This is a genomic window from Entomomonas sp. E7T21 (assembly GCF_058693955.1).
Genome location: NZ_CP191672.1, coordinates 1,695,067 through 1,710,660, shown reverse-complemented (window position 1 = coordinate 1,710,660; position 15,594 = coordinate 1,695,067). Strand labels below are relative to the sequence as shown.

The following is a 15,594-nucleotide window of genomic DNA, read 5'->3' as shown; positions in this document are numbered from 1 at the left end:
AGAATGGTATGAAAGATTTAACTTTCTGTGATGCCATTTTCATCGGTTATAGCAAAACTGACAGTGGCTACGATATAGTTTTCTTGAGAGATGGTTCAGAACTTCAACTCCCATCCACTTATAAAGAAAGAACTAAAAGTGATGAAGTATGGGATAAAAGGACTGGGCTATTAAAAAAATATGGCTCTATTCAACAAGCTCCCTTAAATCAAGGTTACTATTTTGAAATCTATCAAGATCAGAGTTTAAGACGTGCTCCAGAATTGGATATAACAACAAATTATCATAATTCACCTTATGATCTAATTGGTTGGAGAAATGAAAAACACTCTGGAGGTTTTCTAGCTCCTAATGGCATTATTCCTGATTTTGGTGGGAAGTATATTTCAGATAACACCAAAGTCTTGAGTCTACTCATTCCTAAAGAAATGGAGGAAGTTTGTAAGGAATATAACACAAGCCCTGAAACTTTATTCTGTGATATCACTAATAATTTAACAGGTTCAACTCCTTTTCATAAAGGATCCGTATTAAATTATTCTGGTATAGCGTGGTCTTCACTTGTAAAAGCTTATTTACAGGCAAGTTACGGTAGAAGAAGGGGATGTGAGTCATGAAAAAACTTAACATACCCTACTCCACTGAAGCAGAACAAGCGGTACTAGGTGGCTTAATGCTTGATAACACCACCTTTGATGACTTGATTGAAATAATTGAACAACAGGATTTTTATCGCCATGATCATCGGGTTATTTTTAATGCAATACAGCGTTTACATAGTGAAAGCCAACCGTTTGATGTAGTGACATTAGCCGATAAAATATCCTCTACTAAACAACTATCCAATGTAGATAATATATTAGGTTATGTGGCAGAACTTGCCCGTAACATTCCTTCAGTTGCCAATATAAAAAACTATGCAAAAATTGTTAAAGAACGTTCTGCCTTACGCCAAATTATCCAGTATTCTGATGAAATAAAGACAGCAGCAGTCACTAAAGAAGCTAAGAGTCAGACTGTTGTTGCGTTGGCTGATCAAAAACTGTTTGATATTACTCAAAAACAAACAGGGCAAAAAGACTTCGCTAATATAAATCTAGTGTTAGCAGGTATTGTTGACAAAATTGATACCCACTTTAATAGTGGTAATCCTGTTACAGGTGTATCAACAGGTTTAACGGATCTTGATTATCAAACATCAGGGCTACAAAAATCTGACTTAATTATTTTGGCAGGTAGACCTTCAATGGGCAAAACGACACTTGCTCTCCAGTTTGCCCTATCTGCTGTTGATAGCATTATCAAAGAACAGGAAGAATATAAAAAGTTAGAAGCCAAAAATAAAGCTAAAGATATTGGGCAACAAGAATCTATCGCTCCACCTGATAAAAAACATATTTTAGTATTCTCCTTGGAAATGCCCACTGAACAGCTAATTATGCGCTGTATCGCCAATTTAGGAGGTCTTAACCTAAAATCTATTATGACAGGACAATTAAGTCCTGATAATAATGGTATCAATGAGTTTGATCAACTAGCACTGGCGATTAATAAAATAAATAGCTATGAAAATGTATTGATTATTGATGACAGTGCAAGCCTGACTACTACCATGATACGTTCTAAAGCCAAACGTGCTGCACGCAAATATGGTTCTCCACTCCTTATTTTAATTGATTATCTACAACTCATTAGCAGCACAGGCAATTCAGAAAATCGAAATAATGAAGTGTCTGCCATAACTAGGGCACTAAAAGCATTGGCAAAGGATTTTAATTGTCCAGTGGTGGCATTATCCCAGCTTAATCGTGATCTTGAAAAACGAGGCAATAAACGACCTGTTAATGCGGATTTACGTGACTCTGGAGCAATTGAACAAGATGCTGATGTCATTATGTTTATCTATCGAGATGAAGTCTATCACCCTGACAGCATAGATGCAGGTACTGCGGAGATCATACTAGGTAAACACCGTAATGGACCTATAGGCACAGTAAAAACTTCTTTTATTGCAAGCCAAACCAGTTTTAAAAATTTAGCTACAGGGAGTTATTAAATGACATTTATTAAAGAATATGAAAAAAGCTTATTTGAATGCTGTGAGTGTGGATGGACAGGTGAGCATGATGAAAAAGCCACAAGAGAAGAAGAATATTGTGGCGTAGACAGCGTAGTAGATATTTGTCCCAAGTGTGACTGTGAAGATTTTTATCGAATCGCACCTACAACATTATCAGGAGACAACAATGACTAGAATTGTTATTGATAGAGCCAAAAAACAGGTGTTAGCTTGTCCTGTTTGTTATTGCACAGAATATTTTACAACCTTTAGATTTAAAGGAAAAGCAACGCAACTTTTTGACTACCAAGGAAATAAAACTCATACATACGATTTATATCCTCTAGCAAAAATTAAAGAGGATAAATGGGCCGTTTGCTATTACTGCAATACTATCGTTGGCAAAGTTAAGGATAACAAGTGATAGCCATGACAACCAAAGAAAATCAGCTTTATCTCTGTGATTTTTATGGGTTTGAAACCTTGCAATGGCAAAAAGGTGCCAGTTTGGTTATAGACTTTATTAATACAGAGATCCCACTCATTATAAAAGTTGAAGGTATTTTTCCATCACTTATCTATCTTGAAGCTGTTGAAAAACTACTGAGAAAAAAAGTTGCAAGGCGTGATTTAGAACCACATGAACGCTATAGAGTTGAAGTAATAAATACAAGCAATAGTGCACATACAATCTTAACGAGCTTTAAATTCAAATCTATTCAAAAAATAGCATCTAACGTCTTGGAGAAAAATAGATGAACCTAAATATCCCCAAATTAGAAACAAGACAACTGTTTGAGCTTATCTTAAAAGTACAATATTTAGTGAGTGTACCTACTGAACACTTATTAATTACATCTGAAGAACTCCCTATCTGGAGAACACTGGGTGATGTTGTCATCATTACTGATATTAATGTTAGCAGACCCTTCATTTATACACACAAAGTATTTATTAATACTCAACATAAATTAGCAGCTGAAGAACTTATCTTTAGAATATTTAATGAATTTCTACCCTTCTACTACCTTGATCGTATCAATCAATACAAAGCCATAGTTGATGCCAAATATGGAATAGAAGAAATTACAGTACCCCTACTTAAAAAACCATTTAATGCAAATGAACAACCTACTAAGCACAGGGAGGGTTTATGAGCAATAAGGATAAAAGAGATAGAGATTGGGCATTAGATAAAATCAAAAAATGCTTGGCATTATTTGCTAAAAGCACTGGTAATGAAGCAGATACAGCATTACGTCAAGCTAAAGCATTAATGCAAAAGTATGGTATTGATGAAGCAGATCCAAAACTTAACAATATTTCTGAAAGCTTTGTCATTATCGGCAAAGGCTCTAAAAACCCACCTCAGTGGCAAAGTCACCTTGCAGGTGTCTGTGCTAGAGCATTTGACTGTCGAACTATCATGTTTAATAAATACGATTACACTCGTAAGGGTAATCTGGAAAATATTAAACGTATTCGTTTTATTGGCATTGAACCATCCTCAGAGTTAGCTAGTTATACTTTTGAAGTTTTAGAAAGACAGCTTAAGAGTGCTAGAAAAAAATACCTAAAAACACTCCATCCTAATTGTAGCTTAACTACCCGTCGTAGAAGAGCCGACTTATTTGCTGATAACTGGGTCAATGCAGTGATTGGTTTAGTGATGGATTTTGCTCAGAACCACCAAGCACTCAATATGATTGATGCCTATGTGGAAAAGTATTACGACACTACACCCATAAAATATGCTGAAAAGACCAAAGACAAACGTTATGACTCGGCAAAGATTGCAGGGTATGTAGCAGGTAACAATGCTCATTTATCCCATGCAATGAAACACACGAGCGAAGAACAACTTAGCTTGTCTTTTGAAGGACAACACTAATGAATAATCAAGGAGAAAAACTATGCTAATACTTACCCGTAGAGTAGGTGAATCATTAATAGTTGCTGATGATGTAAAAATCACTATAAGGATTATTCATAAGAACAAGGTTAAGTTAAGGATTAAAGCACCTAATAAGGTACTTAATCGAATTTTAAATAATCAGTCATTACTGCCAAAAGCTATAAACAATATAGAGTTAAATAGAAATATAGATGAAACACTGGCGATAAGTAATGATGTAAAAATCATTGTATTTGGTGTTCAAGGTAATCAAGTTCGTATTGGTGTGAATGCTCCTAAAAATATACCTGTACATAGAGAGGAGATTTACCAGAGGATTCAGAAGGAAAAGCACAATGGCAATAACAATTGAACAATTAAAGGCATTAAAACCTAATGATGTTATTTATCAAGTAACAGAAGGATATTGTGTAGATGATATTTATTGCGTTGGTGATATTTTAATTAAATCCCTGCCAAACAGAGTAGAAAAGGTGTTTTTTAGTAGCAGCAGTTATCAAATAATTAGAGTCAGTGCAACTACTGCTGATAAAAACTATTTTCTTACTGAGAAAGAGGCTTTAGAGACAGCTATAGCACTTGCTAAGCATAATCTAAAAAAATGTTATCAATTTGATAAAGGATGGCTAGCACATTTAAAGGACAAGCTAAAAGCTTTAGAAAGAAGGGAACAAGGAAAATGAAGCTACTACAACCTAATGAAAGTTAATCCTGTATTAGATACTAGAATGGTTTTTAAGGAATTATATCAATGAACAAGAAAAAGCCAACGGCCCAAGATATTTCAAAACAAATGTTAGCCAGTGGTTTTAAATCACCTAACAATATTACTCAGTTAGCAGATCCCATCAGTGATACGCCCATTGAGCTAACATTAGATCAATTAAGAACTTACGAACATAACCCTCGTAAGAGTATTAATCCTCTTTTTAATCAGATTAAGGAGTCCATTCGCTCAAGAGGGCTAGATCACCCCCCTACAGTAACAAAACGACCAGGAGAAAAACATTATATTATTAGAAGTGGTGGTAATACTAGGCTTAAAGCATTAAAAGAACTCTATGATGAAACAGGCGATGAACGATTTTACCGTATTAAATGCCTATTCAAGCCTTGGGCTGGTGAAATCACCTCTATGGTAGGACACCTTGTTGAGAATGAGCTTCATGGTGAACTCATGTTTATTGATAAGGCTATTGCTATCAATACGATGAGGGATTTTTATACAAAAGAATCCTCTAAAGAGTCAGGTAGAAGACTATCACTGCGTGATATTGCTGATTATTTGAAAAGAGATGGCTACCCTATCTCCCACTCCCTTGTAGGGAGAATGCTTGAGTGTGTGGATAATCTGTTACCTGCTATTCCTGATCTATTATATGGTGGTCTTGGAAAGCCAAGAATTGAAGAACTGTTAACCCTCAAAAACGCTTTCAAAAAGATTTGGAATAAATATATTCAAGACAATGAACCGCTTGATGCTGAGCTATCACCCGATAATGAAATGTTTTTAGGTTTTTGGACTGCTGCCTTATCTAAATTTAATGATATAGATGCTGCCGATTTTAATTTAATCAGAATTAAAGATGAAATTTTGCAAGAACTTACATTCTATACTTCACAGGACTATACAACCCTTGAGTTAGACTTAGTTGAAGCAACTAAATCCAATAAGTCTACTACTCAAAATAATAACGAGTTTGTAACATCCCCAGTTGAAACCCATACCACAACAGTAACTAATCAATTAGGAAGTTCTGTTAGCCACTCTCAACCGCAGACAAAAGAGCCTATAGCTGAACCAAGTAAGCCAACTGATAAAATACCTTCAGTTGATACTATCACAATCGAAAAATCTACTCTTTCTCCAGTAGTATCATCCACTCCTATTCATAGTCCTGTTAAATTATCGGATGAAGATAAACAGCAACAAGTTCAAGATAATATTATTGAACCTGTTAGCCTCTCCCCTAAAGTACAAAAAATCAATCAGGATATTGATAAGCAGTTAGGTGGAGATCCGCTTGCTTATGATGATGCTATTACAAAGTCTATTCCTATCCAAGCAGGTGGTGGCTTAAATGAAGTAACCGATATTTGGTATATTCCCAAACAAATAGACTCCCCTGAAGCAATAAGAGAGGAGTTATACCAATTAGCCTATGATCTAGCAACTTATGGCAACTATCAGGATAAGTTAATTCGAACCAATGAAGGTCTTGGCTTTGGAGTAAATGGGCAAACGATAACTGACAAAAATGAGCATACTGAAGCAATAGCCATGCTCATTATGACACTCCTTAGATTACATCCAGATCAGGCTCAAGCTGACATCTCATTGGCTATTTTCAACCAATTATTGATGGGTGGTTATGATATTGCCATTGGTAATAATCCTGCGACATCCATTGGTATTAAGCCTTTGCCTGATGTTCTTTTAATTAAGCTATTTCGACTTATCCGCCTTACTAGACGTTTAATCGAATTAATTAACCATAATGAGTAAATAATGAGGTTCTTATGGACGATTCTTCTCTTAAAGATCTATTTAATAGTAACACTCTTATTAATCAAGCATTGTTAAGTCAGATCATTACTGAGATCAAACAAGGTAATTACTATCGCTGTAAAGCAATGGGATTAAGTGATGATATTCTTCAGGTTATTGACTCATTACCCCCTCTTGCACTCTCAGAGCTAATGGCAAGCCCTGTAGTGTGGGCAAAAATAACGATAAATACCAATGCCTTTATGAGAATAATCGACTTAAATCATGATAAAAATAAACTTAGGACACTGATTAATAAGGCTATTATTTTAAATGCCTCTAATAAAATGCTTGCTGATTACTTTGGTATTTCAAGCAATGTTGCCGCACATAAACGCAAACTACTCAATGTAGAAGCTGCTAGAGGTAGACTGGTTCAACTTACAGAAGAACAAAAGAAAACGGTATGGAATGAGTGGAAAGCTTTTCTTAATGAAGAACCTACTATGGATCGGTTTAAGAAGTTAGAAAAGCAGATAGCGATTGCTGAAAAATATAATCTTAATCTCTGTGTTCTTAATCAAGAGATTGAAAGCCACAATATCAAGACTCAAGATGATCATAAGTTATATGAGCAACTTATTGAATTGAGGGCATCTAAACAAATCATTAGTAACTTCTTTAATGCACCTCAAAACAAAATAATTATTACTCAAAGACTTATTTCTTCTACCAAGTCAGCAAATGAACTGTTATTTACCGATTGTAATAAACGAACAAAAGATAAAGTTATTAGAGAATGGAATTATTTACTTAAAAGAACCTATACCCAATCTATTCATGACTTAACCCATGAACACCTACATAAATTAATTAGTTTTTCAAAGAAATACCATATTGAATTTAATTCATTATGGGTGAACCTAACTAAAGGTATAGAAGGTGCAAATTGATGGTTGATAATAAGTGGTCTACCATTTTAGATGAGTGCATTAGTAAAGTTGGAGAAAAGTGGCCTGATCCCCCTGCCCTAGAAAAACCTATCCCTGGTGGCAAAGCAGAAGGATCTTCTACTATTTCAGGCATACTTTACAGCGGTAATATTCATGAGACTGTACCAAAGCAACTATTTTTGGACAATCGACTAACACCTGTTGAACGTAACGGGTGGCAAGTCTTTAAGCTGCTACTAGATAAACAAGGTTTCGCTGCACCAAGATATGAAGATCTACAACCCTATTTGTCTATGACACCTTATGCTGAGAAGGCCTCTAAGGAAACAGTCGCTAAAGTTATTCATATTTTACGATTAACACGTTGGTTAAGTTTAATTAATAAAGGTAGAGATAAGCACACTGGTCAATTACTTGGCTCAATTTATATACTTCATGATGAACCAATAACCCCTGCTGAAGCACTACAACTTGATAGCAACTATCTTAATTTTGTTGTTAATTGTTGCAAACATGCCAATAAAAACGTATCAATTGTTGCCAAGGGTGCTTTTGATGATCTACATGAGTCAGATAACCAATCAGTTCAAACCAGACTCTCATTATTAGCGCAGCGTATTCAAAAACAGATTTCAAACGAACCCGATAAATTAAATGAACATGCAAAACCAAAACAAAATAATCACTTAGTTCGGAATAGTATTGACCCTAGTTCGGAATCCGAACCGAGTAAAAATAGCCTAGTTCGGAATAGATTTAGCCCTAGTTCGGAATCCGAACCAAGCCTACACCCTCCTATTTCCAACTTAGTTCGGAATCCGAACTCATATAGTACTAGTACTGTATATATACATAATAGTACTAGTACTGTACTAGATCACCCTCGATTAAAAAGTATTAACAAACAACAACAATTAAAACTTGTTGAGCTAGTTAATGAATTAGATGCTGATCTAGTTACACAAGTATTTGATGAGTTTAATAAACGCTGTAATGACACGATTAATAACCCTATTGGCTATCTTTTTGGTTTATTGAAGAAAGCCAAAAATAATGAGTTCAAGCCTTGGTTGAGCTCTAGTAATACAAGCATACACCATAATCAGCCTAATGCTTCAACTAAACCACCTCCTAGAACTTATTGCAGAGATACTACTAAGCCGATTCCCAACGAAGTTAAGCAGCAAATGATGGATCTTAAAAAACTATTTAGCACTAATAAAACTTAAGGATATACACATGACACCACTGATAACAATGACCTCTATCTTTGTATTCTTATCAGTCATCATATTGATACAAATGTATAGATAAACCACTTTATTTAACTATCTTTGGTGAACCACAACCTTATTAACAATTATATGTTTGGAGAAAACAAATATGTTTGAACTTAAAAATCTTAATGATAAAGATATTAAAAAAATTCAGTGCGCTAATAATACTCTTATCATAACAATTAATGCTGAAAGCATCTTAGATACAGTAGATGATGAGGGAGTAAGTACAATTTACTTGTTCGAGAATGAAGTTAGATACTTGCTACCTTATTTCACTAGACAACCTATAACATTGTCTAATTCTATTTTGATAGGTATCAAACGTATTGATGGATTTAGATCTAAAAATCTACGATATGCTTTATTTTTAAAAGCAAGTGAAGTATCAAAAATAGTAAAAAATGGCATTGCAAAACTTACTATGCCACCTTCAATATTATTTGAAATCTATGATTTAGCTGAAGAAGAACATGAAACAAATAGAAAAATGGAAATGTTAAAACCTTTATTACAGCTATATATACATTAAATTAAACATTAAAGTGAGGTTTAACTTTTGTATCTACTGATTTTGTGTACAGTGTACACAAAAAAACAAATACGCCTTGAGGATATATTATGTTATTCAAATCCAATAGTTATTTAAACCTATTAGTTTCAACTATAACTTTATTATTAAAATTCTGTTTTACAACTTTTGTGTTTATTTCATTGGTCATATTTTTATTTAACTGGCCAACACCCTATTACCTTGAAACTTTCAAGATAATCAGTGTTTTTTATACATTTTTAGCGTTATATTTCATCTGCCCAGTGCTGATTATATTTTTAATAGAAAGTGTATTAAAAAAGGTTAAACATATTAAACCTACTATTAACTAATTTTGTTCCCATAAAGGATAAAACTTATGACAAAAGAGACATTTGATCGCATTAAAGCTGAACTAGATGCTATGAATGCTGAGTTAGACGAAATTGAAGATAAAATAATTCGAGGTCAAATTGCATACGAACGATTAGCAGCAAAACTTAAAGAACCTATTATAACGTCAATTTTAGAATTTACAGAACAACTATCACAGTCAAAGAACCATCATTATTTTTGTAAACAGTGTTTACAAAAATATCGTTATAAATTAAATGCAGTAATAAATTAGTTTGGTTATTAGCGTTTTGTAAACAGTGTTTACAAAATCTCAGGCCATCTTTTTCATAAACTAAATAAATTTGACCAATTTTTATTTGGATACTGTTTATTCTAAGAATATATAGAGAATTTTAACCCTAGTTTGTTATTAATTGCACTAAAGGTATAGCTATGACTACGGTTGAAAAAGAAAACAGCGAAAGAATTGGTCCACTTCAGAGCCAAGTAATCGTAACAATTCATACGATTCAAGCCATGAAGTTATGGCAAGGCAGAAAAGCGACTGATCCAAAATTACGTAATTCGATTATGGGATTACCTGGCTTTATTAGTCGTTTAAATGCCATTCATTTTACATCTAGTTTTGATGACCCTTATGCAGACTGGGCATTAATTATAGTCGAGGATAAATACAATTCATCACAAAAAGAGATCGCTGAAATAACAAAAACAATTGATAAAATATTTCAGAAAGTACCTAAACAAATATCTATCTCAGATAATTTAAATATTAACCCCATAGATTTAACACTGATTAGTAAGTCCCCCCTTGGTTTTAGTGGTGTGTATTTACTTACTGAATATGATGAGCTTATTAGAAAGATTTTACAGCTACGCCATATTGGTCTAATAGGTAGAACTAATGCAGATAACTTTATCAGAGATGCCTCAAGAGTCATGAGAAGCTTTTATAGTGTCATTCAATACTATAAAAATGCAGGTGTAGCTCGTGATGATATAGCTGCTAATAATGCAAGAGCGAGACAAGCTATTGAAAAATTAGGCTTACCACCAAAAGATATTTTAGAAGGTACAAAACGATCTGAATATGCACCTGTTATTCATAAAAGAAAATTGGCCAATACTGAACCTGTTATTAGTGATGAAAAGACTGAGCATTTTGTTCCTAACCAGGAAGAAAATGCTCAGTCTGATTTAGAAGATTAAGGTAAAAGTATGAATAGCTCAGAACAAAACGCCTTCAAAGCTACCGAACAAATTATCTCCAGAGCTTCCGAACAAATCGCTTCCCTAAAAGGCCTTTTAAAAGGTAAGGGAGAGGTTGAAGATTCCCTTATGGTTATTAACCATGCGAAAGCGTTAATACCTCAAATTAAAAAGTGCATGGAGCATTTCTCCGAAATTGTAAACATGCCCCCTTATACTTTTTTTGAAATCAGAATGCGTATCCAGAATTCAAAAGATAATTCTTTTTTAAGATGGAGAGAAAATAAGAATGAATTGATGGGTGTACAAGTATGGGAAAAAGCTATGTTAAATCCACCTAAAGCCAGTGTCGAGAATGTCACTACTTGGCTAGAGGATTTAGCTTGTTTTGAAGAAGCACGATTAAATTTAAATAAATATATGAGTTATCTATCTTTTTTAATTAAACAACATAAGGAGTACTTAAAAAATAGAGAATATACAAGTTCAATGTTAATTAAAGCAAAGCAATCTATTTCAACTAGAGACAACATTTAGTAGTTATAGATTTTGTAAACAGTGTTTACAAAAATATCTTAGATACTTTGAGGAATTAAATATGGGAACAAGATTTTTAGGTGAAGGTAATATCGGTAACATTGACTCACGTACTATTAATAATGGTAACGATACTCCAAGAATTGTAGTATCCATTAATGTACATTTTGATAATCTAGTAAAAAATAAAAAAACGGATGAGTTAGAAGATCAAGGTGGTTTTTGGGCACCTGTCGAATTTTGGCCACAAAACATAGAAACAGCCCAACATCTTATTAAAAATGTTTTTAAGAAAGGTATGCGTATCAAAGTAGAAGGTAATCTAGTTAATGAAAAATTTGAAGATAAGGATACAGGTGACGCACGCTCTATTATGAAAGTACGCACGTTCCAGTCAGGTATTAGTATTTGCTTACAAAGGCTTCAATCAACAGAATTAGTACCTAAGAAAATAAATACTGAAGAAAGCAACAATAGTTCTCAGGAACAATCTGAAGCTAATAATCAATCAGAGTATCAAGATGACATGGACTTTTGAAAAATACCTATTAATTAAGTTTAAAATATATAATCAATCTGAATAATATTGTCTCATTAGAGACAATATTATTTAATAGACAAGTTAGTAACTGTGTACAGTGTACACAAAAAACAAGGAAGCTCTAAAAATGAAATTAAACAACAGAATTACTTGCTTTGGTATATTGACTCTAACCATTACTTTATTAAATGGTTGTGCTGGAATGTCAGGTAAACAAGCAGGTGGACTTATTTGTATTAACTGTGAAGCTGAAAATAAAAGCACTGCTGTAATTTTAGCCCCTGCTATTGGCAAGTGTGACGATGTAATTTCAAGATTAAGCGTTGATGAAGCAGCTAGTCGTATTAAGCGTAAATTCAATTTTATGACTACTGATGAAATGAGATCATCTCCTAATGGGAACTTACTTTTATCATCGTCTGATTATGGTTGGTCAGCCACGCCTGGTACTCACTATATGATGAAACAGGCTATAAATGGTGGGTTTATACAAGCAGAAGTAAGTAAGAAAGGATCTGGATCTGTCATTAATATAAAGACAGCTGTACATGTTAAAAAAGGTGATAATTTAGAAACAGCTAGAAATAGTGCTAACTCTCTTGCAGCTGAATTTAGAAAAAGAATTATCACTACACTGGGAAAATAGTAAAAAATTTATCTAAAAAAGTAACGCGTTACTTTTTTAGTATAAAGCTATAGCCATTAAAGTTTTGTAAACAGTGTTTACAAAAATGGAGCATCTTATATTGGTTAGGTTTGGATAATGGAAAAAAGCAAAAAACCATTAACCCCTGCTGAACGCATGAAAGCAAAAAGAGTAAGGGATAAGCGATTGCATCAAAAAATAGGGGGAAAGGAGAAACGAATACATATTTTCAATTATACTGTTCAGCATATTGATGTACTCATGCAGCAAGGAAAATACACTGATGAAGATGAAGCCATTATTGATGGATTAGCCGTAGCAGCTATGTTAATTCAAAGCAATACCCATAACTTTAATGAGTTATTAATAAAAGCTCGGCAATTAAAATAAAGAATAAGCGTTCTCTATTTCCAAATCTAAACTAATACCTGTTTTACATAAAGCCAGAAAATAGCCAATATGATTTTTGTAAACACTGTTTACAAAACTTTAAATCAATTTGATCAATTTTTTATTAAGCCTTGTTTATCCCCTCTATAAGTCTGAATCTACTGTTATTTAATAGGAGTAGATTGTTATGCGTGTTATTTTGTGTGAAAAACCCGATCAAGGAAAAGCAGTCGCTAAAACATTAGGTATTACCCAGTCTAAAAAAGGCTATATTGAAGGCAATGGTATTGTTGTAACTTGGTGCATTGGGCACATATTGGAATTAGCTATGCCCGATAGTTATGATGAAAAGTATAAAAATTGGTCGATTGAACATTTACCTATCATACCTAATCATTGGAAGTATAATGTTTCATCTAGAACAGCTAGCCAATTTAAAGTAGTCAAGCAGTTATTACAAAAAGCCTCTGAAGTTATTATTGGCACAGATGCTGATCGTGAAGGAGAATTAATCGCTCGTGAAGTTATGGTATTTTGTAGCTATAAAGGTCCTGTTAAAAGACTCTGGTACAGTGCTTTAAATACTACTGCTATTAAAAAAGCATGGAATGATATACAAGAGGGTGAAAAAACTTATCCGCTCTATCTATCTGCCCTAGCTCGTAGTAAGGCCGATTGGTTGGTTGGATTAAACCTATCTCGTCTATTCACATTATTAGCACAACAATCTGGTTATAAAAATAAGTTACCTGTTGGTCGGGTGCAGACTCCTACTTTGAAACTTGTGGTGGATAGGGAGTTAGCCCATAAAAATTTTGTACCTATACCCTATTGGTTATTAGGTATTCAATTAAGCAGTAATGGTCAAGCTTTCAATGCCTCATGGGATGTACCCAAACAATTTGCAGATGAAGCAGGACGTTGTATTAGGCAAGAAGCAGCAATGCAAGCAACAAAGTTATTTCAAACAATAGGCCAAGCAACGGTTACTTCCATTAATACTGAACGAAAAACTAGCAATCATCCCCTACCCTTTGATTTAGCAGCATTACAATTAGCTTGTTGTAATAAATTTGGTTTTGGTGTGGATGAAACCCTTGAAATTGCACAGTCACTTTATGAAAAATATAAAGCAACTTCTTATCCTAGAACTGAATGTGGCTATTTACCTACCAGTATGCTTGGTGAAGTTCCTACAGTATTTAACGCATTAGCTAAAACAGATCCTAGTATTAGTAATTTACTTACCAAGCTAAATACCAATATGAAATCAAAATCATGGAATGATAAACAGGTGGAAAAATCATCCCATCATGGCATTATTCCAACTGATGAAGTACTTGATTTATCAACTATGTCAGAGAAAGAATTACAAGTCTATAAATTGATTAGAAGTTATTATCTTGCCCAGTTCTTACCCTTGCATGAATATGATCATACAGAAGTAATACTAAACTGTAAGGGACAAACACTCGTAGCAGTAGGTAAAAAAATAGTTGTTAATGGTTGGAAAGCATTATTATCAGGTGATTCATTAGATGATAATGAATCCGAAGAAGATACCGAACAATCAGAGAATAAAGGGCAAACACAGATATTACCACCCTTACAAGAAGGCTTAGTTTGTAAAATTAATACGGTAGATTGTCAATCTAAAAAAACCACTGCACCCCCTTTATATAATGAAGGTACGCTTGTTATGGCGATGAAGTCTGTGGCTAAATTAATTGATGATCCTAAGATCAAACAAAAACTAAGAGAAACTACAGGTATTGGAACACAGGCAACTAGATCAAATATTATTAAAAAACTAAAAGATCAGAAGTTAATCACTAAGCAAAAAGGTAAGCTCATTGCTACTGAAGCTGGACATTCGCTTATTAAAGCAGTACCTGCTGCTATATCTCATCCTGGTACAACAGGTATTTGGGAGCAAGCATTAGATATGATTGAGAAAGGCGAACTCACAATAGATAGCTTTATTCAAAAGCAATCACAATGGATCTCCACTATTGTCCAAAAGTATGGAAATACAGAGCTATCCATTAAACAAGCACCTATACCTACTGGAGATCCTTGTCCTAAATGTGGTAAACCTACCTTAAAACATAAAGGGAAAACTGTCTCATTTTGGGGATGTCCAGACTATCCAAACTGTGATGGAGTAATATTTCCAAAGACTAGAAAGAAAAATAAAAACTTTTCAAACCCAAAGAAGTAATATTAAAACTGTAAACACTGTTTACATAAATAGGGTTAATAATCTGATTAAATTAAAACTTATCTTGTCTTTATGAAAGATTTTAAACATAATATAGACTTAACCCGTTGACTACTGACGTTACAGTGGTAAACCCAGAATTATCAGCTTAGCGATGGCTCGTGTCGGCTGATATATTCGAACCAATAAGGCCGATAAAGCTCCAGGAGGGTCGGTCATTCTTTATGTAAATAGAGATTGGGGCTTTCTACTCTGAGGGTATTTTGGTTAATACCCATTTCTTATTTAAAATGCTTAGATGGATGACCTTTGACTCTTATTAGTAGGAGCTAAAGTTCATCCATTTAGGATGCTTTTTTCTGATCCAGACCCAACTGGATAAAAATTTGGGAGCCTTTTGTGCCAATTGAGGTGCCAGCTGAATAGTCATTCAGATGATTGATCTAGCTACACATAGAGATCAAGGGTT

20 protein-coding genes and 1 pseudogene are annotated in these 15,594 nt (G+C 33.9%); all 21 read left to right on the top strand.

What is annotated here, in order from left to right; all coding sequences use genetic code 11:
• Positions 1 to 8 precede the first annotated feature (8 nt).
• The 21 genes and pseudogenes from ACQVD9_RS08335 (at position 9) to ACQVD9_RS08235 (ending at position 15,125) form a co-directional block, all read left to right on the top strand.
• On the top strand, positions 9 to 617 hold the full coding sequence (locus ACQVD9_RS08335) for a hypothetical protein (protein ID WP_264745587.1): 609 nt from the start codon (positions 9 to 11) through the stop codon (positions 615 to 617).
• On the top strand, positions 614 to 2,056 hold the full coding sequence (gene dnaB, locus ACQVD9_RS08330; RefSeq protein ID WP_264745586.1) for a replicative DNA helicase: 1,443 nt from the start codon (positions 614 to 616) through the stop codon (positions 2,054 to 2,056). The genes ACQVD9_RS08335 and dnaB overlap by 4 nt, the downstream gene beginning before the upstream one ends.
• Entirely contained in the window at positions 2,057 to 2,254 is a 198-nt protein-coding gene (locus ACQVD9_RS08325; protein WP_264745585.1) for a hypothetical protein, read from the top strand.
• On the top strand, positions 2,247 to 2,483 hold the full coding sequence (locus ACQVD9_RS08320; RefSeq protein ID WP_264745584.1) for a hypothetical protein: 237 nt from the start codon (positions 2,247 to 2,249) through the stop codon (positions 2,481 to 2,483). The genes ACQVD9_RS08325 and ACQVD9_RS08320 overlap by 8 nt, the downstream gene beginning before the upstream one ends.
• A 5-nt stretch (positions 2,484 to 2,488) precedes the next feature.
• Positions 2,489 to 2,818: a hypothetical protein gene (locus ACQVD9_RS08315; protein ID WP_264745583.1), complete on the top strand. Its 330-nt coding sequence runs from the start codon at positions 2,489 to 2,491 to the stop codon at positions 2,816 to 2,818.
• The gene (locus ACQVD9_RS08310) at positions 2,815 to 3,216 is read left to right on the top strand and encodes a hypothetical protein (protein ID WP_264745582.1); all 402 of its coding nucleotides are present in this window, start codon (positions 2,815 to 2,817) and stop codon (positions 3,214 to 3,216) included. Before ACQVD9_RS08315 ends, ACQVD9_RS08310 begins: the two co-directional genes overlap by 4 nt.
• Positions 3,213 to 3,950, top strand: coding sequence for a DUF2786 domain-containing protein (locus ACQVD9_RS08305; RefSeq protein WP_264745581.1), 738 nt, complete (start codon positions 3,213 to 3,215; stop codon positions 3,948 to 3,950). The genes ACQVD9_RS08310 and ACQVD9_RS08305 overlap by 4 nt, the downstream gene beginning before the upstream one ends.
• A 22-nt stretch (positions 3,951 to 3,972) precedes the next feature.
• Positions 3,973 to 4,080, top strand: a pseudogene (locus ACQVD9_RS08300) (carbon storage regulator); the annotation flags it as partial.
• 63 nt (positions 4,081 to 4,143) lie between these two features.
• The gene (gene csrA, locus ACQVD9_RS08295; protein WP_264747875.1) at positions 4,144 to 4,326 is read left to right on the top strand and encodes a carbon storage regulator CsrA; all 183 of its coding nucleotides are present in this window, start codon (positions 4,144 to 4,146) and stop codon (positions 4,324 to 4,326) included.
• Positions 4,310 to 4,657, top strand: a complete 348-nt coding sequence (locus tag ACQVD9_RS08290) for a hypothetical protein (RefSeq protein ID WP_264745580.1) — start codon at positions 4,310 to 4,312, stop codon at positions 4,655 to 4,657. Before csrA ends, ACQVD9_RS08290 begins: the two co-directional genes overlap by 17 nt.
• 68 nt (positions 4,658 to 4,725) lie before the next feature.
• The gene (locus ACQVD9_RS08285; RefSeq protein ID WP_264745579.1) at positions 4,726 to 6,480 is read left to right on the top strand and encodes a ParB family protein; all 1,755 of its coding nucleotides are present in this window, start codon (positions 4,726 to 4,728) and stop codon (positions 6,478 to 6,480) included.
• Positions 6,481 to 6,494: 14 nt separating this feature from the next.
• Complete coding sequence (locus ACQVD9_RS08280; protein WP_264745578.1) at positions 6,495 to 7,415, top strand: STY4526/YPO1902 family pathogenicity island replication protein; 921 nt, start codon at positions 6,495 to 6,497, stop codon at positions 7,413 to 7,415.
• Positions 7,415 to 8,644, top strand: coding sequence for an STY4528 family pathogenicity island replication protein (locus ACQVD9_RS08275; RefSeq protein WP_264745577.1), 1,230 nt, complete (start codon positions 7,415 to 7,417; stop codon positions 8,642 to 8,644). The genes ACQVD9_RS08280 and ACQVD9_RS08275 overlap by 1 nt, the downstream gene beginning before the upstream one ends.
• Before the next feature lie 154 nt (positions 8,645 to 8,798).
• The gene (locus ACQVD9_RS08270; protein WP_264745576.1) at positions 8,799 to 9,224 is read left to right on the top strand and encodes a hypothetical protein; all 426 of its coding nucleotides are present in this window, start codon (positions 8,799 to 8,801) and stop codon (positions 9,222 to 9,224) included.
• 379 nt (positions 9,225 to 9,603) lie between these two features.
• On the top strand, positions 9,604 to 9,852 hold the full coding sequence (locus ACQVD9_RS08265) for a hypothetical protein (RefSeq protein WP_264745575.1): 249 nt from the start codon (positions 9,604 to 9,606) through the stop codon (positions 9,850 to 9,852).
• Positions 9,853 to 10,013: 161 nt separating this feature from the next.
• The gene (locus ACQVD9_RS08260) at positions 10,014 to 10,790 is read left to right on the top strand and encodes a PFL_4669 family integrating conjugative element protein (RefSeq protein ID WP_264745574.1); all 777 of its coding nucleotides are present in this window, start codon (positions 10,014 to 10,016) and stop codon (positions 10,788 to 10,790) included.
• 9 nt (positions 10,791 to 10,799) lie between these two features.
• The gene (locus ACQVD9_RS08255) at positions 10,800 to 11,327 is read left to right on the top strand and encodes a DUF3158 family protein (RefSeq protein WP_264745573.1); all 528 of its coding nucleotides are present in this window, start codon (positions 10,800 to 10,802) and stop codon (positions 11,325 to 11,327) included.
• A gap of 61 nt (positions 11,328 to 11,388) precedes the next feature.
• Positions 11,389 to 11,865 carry a single-stranded DNA-binding protein gene (locus ACQVD9_RS08250; protein WP_264745572.1) on the top strand — a complete coding sequence of 159 codons (477 nt, stop codon included), beginning with the start codon at positions 11,389 to 11,391 and terminating at the stop codon, positions 11,863 to 11,865.
• Between the two features lie 130 nt (positions 11,866 to 11,995).
• The gene (locus ACQVD9_RS08245; protein WP_264745571.1) at positions 11,996 to 12,514 is read left to right on the top strand and encodes a hypothetical protein; all 519 of its coding nucleotides are present in this window, start codon (positions 11,996 to 11,998) and stop codon (positions 12,512 to 12,514) included.
• 117 nt (positions 12,515 to 12,631) lie between these two features.
• Positions 12,632 to 12,904: a hypothetical protein gene (locus ACQVD9_RS08240; RefSeq protein WP_264745570.1), complete on the top strand. Its 273-nt coding sequence runs from the start codon at positions 12,632 to 12,634 to the stop codon at positions 12,902 to 12,904.
• A gap of 187 nt (positions 12,905 to 13,091) precedes the next feature.
• The gene (locus ACQVD9_RS08235; protein ID WP_264745569.1) at positions 13,092 to 15,125 is read left to right on the top strand and encodes a DNA topoisomerase III; all 2,034 of its coding nucleotides are present in this window, start codon (positions 13,092 to 13,094) and stop codon (positions 15,123 to 15,125) included.
• The last annotated feature ends 469 nt before the right edge of the window (positions 15,126 to 15,594 follow it).